Consider the following 4,561-nt stretch of genomic DNA (forward strand, 5'->3'; position numbering starts at 1 on the left):
GCCGGCGCCGCCGATGTAGTTCGCAGGCTGCCGCAGGGGCTGGATACGGAGATCGGGGATAAAGGCGTTCGGCTCTCCGGTGGCGAGAAGCAGCGTCTGGTGCTGGCGCGGGCTCTGCTGCGGGAACCGTCTGTTTTGATTCTCGACGAGGCGACAAGCGCGCTGGACACGGAGACGGAGCGGAGGGTGCAGGAGACGCTGGAGCGATTGCGAGAACGAATAGCTGTCATCGTTATCGCGCACAGGCTATCGACCATACGGAAAGCGGATCAAGTTATCGTCGTGGACCAAGGAGCGATCGTCCAGAGAGGCCGTTATGCGGAGCTCGCGATCGACCGCCGCAGCTTGTTCGGTCGTTTGCTGGGCCAACAGGATTTGGTTGCGCAAGGCTGAGCGGCTAGTCCGTTTCCGGCACGAGGAACAGGTTTGAATGCAATATGACGACTTTTTATCCGGTTACGGCGGATAAGGAGTCTTCTTTTTTGACCGCTCCTATTGGAGATAAAAACTTCCGATTAAACGCAGGGCACATCCTCGAGCACTAGTGGGGGCCGATCGTATGCTTAATCCAGCAATAACGGGAAAAGTTCCTTTAAATCGTAATGAATCGAGCTATTTGCACGAATTAAAGGGAAAAGTGCCCAATAATCGTATAGGTTTTGAATGAATGTAGGGATACGTCCGAAATTTGTGGGAGGAAATCCCTCTAAAACCCAGGGGGCGGCGAGAATGGAGCAATTAGAGGGCGCTTTCCCTTTATTCATTAGGAATGGTGACCACCGTGTATAAGAAGATGTTTTTCTTGGCTTTTGAACGTCCTTGGACAAGGGTGCGCATCTTTTCGTTGACAGCCCGGTTCCGCTGTGTTGCAATCGTAGTGTAGTCAATATTAGCGGATAGCGGGCGAGCGGGGCTTACGTTGATAACGAATTTTAAGCGCTTACATTTCATTCATCACTCGCGGCCAAACGACTAGAATCTACTGTTTCTGCCGCTTTGGCATGCTTGCCGAACGTTATCGCGTTCGTGGGCGTATTCTATTTTATAACCGGTCTGCCTGACGCATCCGCCGCATGGCTGATGGTCATGCTGCTCCATCAATGGGCGGCTCCGACAAGCGCGTTCGTCAGGGACTGGGAGGGCAGGGAGCATTCGGGCTGATCCTGCAGCGATGAAAACACTGCAGCAACATAAGGGGGATAGAACGAAATGGATAAAAAACGTCTGATCACGCTTATCGTCCTCACGGCGATGGTCCATCTGGCGACGTTATCGGTGGACCAGCAATGGCTGCATTGGTTATTTAAGCTGCTGCCCATGGCGCTTATCATCGTGCTTGCGGCGGCATCTTCGGGAGACGGGAGACACGGTTCGGTCTATCGAAAGCTAGTCCTGGCAGGTCTGGTCTTTAGCATCGGCGGAGATACGTTCCTACTGCTGCCGAACGATCCGTGGTTCGTATATGGTCTGGGCTCTTTCCTGGTGGGACACCTGTTTTACGTAGCGGCGATGATGACGCGCTGGCGGGGGCGCAGCGAGCTGCAGAACAAGAACGGGAAGCGGCATGGCATGGCAATCGGATTTACGTCCGGCATTCTGATCGTCGGCTATTCCCTTGCGTTAGGAAGCCGATTTTACGACAGCATGATGGCCGACGACAGCCAGAAGGGTCTCTGGATCCCCGTTGTGGTTTATATCGTCGTCATCGGGGCCATGGGCTGGTCGGCCATAATGAGTCGAAGCGTGTTGGCGGCGGGCGGAGCGCTGCTGTTTATCGCATCGGATTCCTTGCTGGCCTGGAATAAATTCGTTGGCGAATTGCCGTTCGCGGGTGTACTGATCATGGCTACGTATTTCGGGGCGCAGCTGCTTATCGCCTCCAGTATCGAGCGTGGGGGGCAGAGGCGGATGTTGCAGAAGGATGCTTCCGCCGCGTCGCATAATGGATAGGTGTCACAAGAAAATGAGAAGGACGTAACCAAACCGAAGGTTTGGGAGCGTCCTTTTTAATTTATAGGAAATAATATGATTTCGCCGTACTTTCCCTATAATTCTCGGAACGAAACGCGCCCCGCCTCCAAAGGAAGGCGTAACCGTTTCACCTTGCACGACGCACGCTAACGCAACCAATGGCTTTGATATTCGTTTAATAACAAGAGACTTGCAAATATGATTATACGAGGAGGGGGATCGGTGAAAAAGTCTGTGTTGTTGTCTGTCGGACTGGGCTGCGCCACCCTTTTGATTGGTGCCTGTATCATTGTTTTTTTACAACCTAAAGAAATCAAGGTGGACAGAGTTTACGGATCGGGTATAAACATGAACGAATACAGCCTTTCCATTAGCCCGGCGGGTGAAAATATGATCCCCAGCACGCAGGAACAATATAACGAGGTAAGCGATGATTCGGCCATTAATATTTCGTATTCGGTCGTTTACGAGCAAAATAAATGGTTTAAGAACGATCGGCGCAGCCTTAAGCTACTTCGATTCGAGAGACCGTTTCCGGTCGATCAAAACGCCAAAGTGCAAGACTTTTATTATAGGCTGGTGGATGAATCGCTTGACGTGTACGATGATCGCACCGCTGTTTTTACTCGGCTGTATGAAAAACGCGAATCCTACAACAATTTATTTGATGTGATCCCGCAGTCCATCGTTATTCCTGGAGGAAAAGATATCAAGGAAGCGAGGATGTGGATCCAACAGCACGATCCACAGTTCTTAAATCTGAAGGATAAAACGATTATCGATCCATCTGTGCTTAATAGTTGGCAACAGGATGATTACCGCCAAAGCTATAGCGATTTATCTCCGGAAGGACTTTCGCTTGAGGAAATCATCGAACATGCATCATGATTCTCCCGTAACAAACAACAGACCTCGCGGCGCGAACCGCCCGAGGTCTGTTGCATGTGTGGGAGACGAGCGCTACGCGCGAGCTTCGTATCGCTTAACAATTTCAATGATCGTCTTGACGGCGAGCTCCATCGTATCGACGGAGACGTATTCGTAACGGCCGTGGTAATTCTCGCCGCCGGTAAACAGGTTTGGCGTCGGCAGTCCCATAAAGGAGAGCTGAGAGCCGTCCGTGCCCCCGCGGATCGGTTCGACGAGCGGTTTAATGCCTAAGCTCTCCATCGCTTCCCGGGCAATCTCGACGATATGGAATACGGGTTCAATTTTCTCTCCCATGTTGTAGTAACGATCCTTGAGTTCCAGCACGATGCGTTGCTCGCCGTACTTGGCCGCCATGGCTTCAGCTATTCGCGTCATCTCCGCCTTGCGAGCATCGAATTTTTCGCGGTTGTGATCGCGGATGAGATAATGCAGGCGCATCTGCTCGACGTCTCCCGCCATATTGTTCAGGTGATAGAAGCCTTCGTAACCTTCCGTATGCTCAGGCACCTCTTGCGGCGGCAGCATGGCATGGAACTCCATCGCCAGCTTCGTCGCGTTGATCATCTTGTCCTTGGCAGTGCCGGGGTGTACGTTTTTGCCGTTGATCGTCACATTGGCGGAAGCGGCGTTAAAGCTCTCGTACTGCAGCTCGCCGAGTGGACCTCCGTCCATCGTATAGGCGTATTCCGCGCCGAAAGCGGCTACGTCGAACTTGTGCGCGCCCCGGCCGATCTCTTCGTCCGGCGTAAAGGCGACGCGAATCTTGCCGTGCTTGATCTCGGGATGGGTGATCAGGTAGGCCATCGCGGTCATAATTTCGGTCAGTCCGGCCTTATCGTCGGCGCCCAGCAGCGTAGTGCCGTCCGTTGTCATCAGCGTGCTGCCCATATGGCTGGAGAGCGCAGGGAACTCGCGCGGCGATAGGACAATTCCCTGCGCAGCGTTTAGGACGATGTCGCTGCCATCGTACGCATCGACGACCTGCGGGTTTACATTCGCTCCCGTCATATCGGTGGCCGTGTCGACGTGCGCGAGGAAGCCGATCGTCGGCACTTCCTTGTCAGTATTGGCAGGGAGCGTTGCCATCACGTAGCCATTATCGTCGATCGTGACGTCTGCCATGCCGATACTCTTTAGTTCTTCCACCAGCATGCGCAACAGCGTCATTTGTCCCGGCGTGGAAGGACAGCTCTCGCTGTTCTCGTCGGATTGCGTATCTACTTGCACGTATGTAGTCAGCCTTGAGATTAGCTCTTGCTTCATGCTCATTCTTTAATCAGCTCCTGTTACCGTTCTTGTTCCAAGTATAATATAAAACCGGGGAAAGCCGAAATGCATTACGGCGAAGCACTGAAATCAATTTATCATGGTCATTCCGTTTTTTCAAAACGATTTTTCCATAAAAACAGCATTTCATAAAAACAGTAAGATTCATCAAGTGTAAGAGGAAGATCCATCATTCTCGTCATAGCAGCATGCGGTTTATAATGGCTATTGTAAGAGAAATAGCATATTGAGGAGGATTCATGTGAATCAAGAGAAACAGTATGATATTGTAATTTACGGAGGGACGGCTGCAGCTATTACAGCGGCTGGTCAAGCGAAGATAATGGGAAAAAGCACGGTAGTCATAGAGCAAGGCCAGCGAATTGGGGGCTTG

The 4,561-nt window shown here is 51.9% G+C and carries 4 protein-coding genes; 3 read left to right on the forward strand and 1 reads right to left on the reverse strand.

The genetic code is table 11. The features are described from left to right. From PAT3040_RS13160 to PAT3040_RS13170, 3 genes are all read left to right on the forward strand, one after another. On the forward strand, nucleotides 1–393 hold a 393-nt coding region (locus PAT3040_RS13160), incomplete at its 5' end, for an ATP-binding cassette domain-containing protein (protein WP_146200418.1). An 816-nt stretch (nucleotides 394–1,209) separates the two neighbouring features. Then, nucleotides 1,210–1,950 (forward strand): lysoplasmalogenase, encoded by a 741-nt coding sequence (locus tag PAT3040_RS13165; protein ID WP_108993014.1) that lies wholly within the window; start codon nucleotides 1,210–1,212, stop codon nucleotides 1,948–1,950. A gap of 243 nt (nucleotides 1,951–2,193) precedes the next feature. After that, nucleotides 2,194–2,859, forward strand: a complete 666-nt coding sequence (locus PAT3040_RS13170; protein WP_108993015.1) for a hypothetical protein — start codon at nucleotides 2,194–2,196, stop codon at nucleotides 2,857–2,859. Nucleotides 2,860–2,931: 72 nt separating this feature from the next. Here PAT3040_RS13170 and pepT read toward each other — a convergent pair whose 3' ends face one another. Further along, nucleotides 2,932–4,164, reverse strand: a complete 1,233-nt coding sequence (gene pepT / locus PAT3040_RS13175; RefSeq protein ID WP_108993024.1) for a peptidase T — start codon at nucleotides 4,162–4,164, stop codon at nucleotides 2,932–2,934. Between the last annotated feature and the right edge of the window lie 397 nt (nucleotides 4,165–4,561).

The organism is Paenibacillus agaridevorans (assembly GCF_003112455.1).
Taxonomy (GTDB): Bacteria; Bacillota; Bacilli; order Paenibacillales; family Paenibacillaceae; genus Pristimantibacillus; species Pristimantibacillus agaridevorans.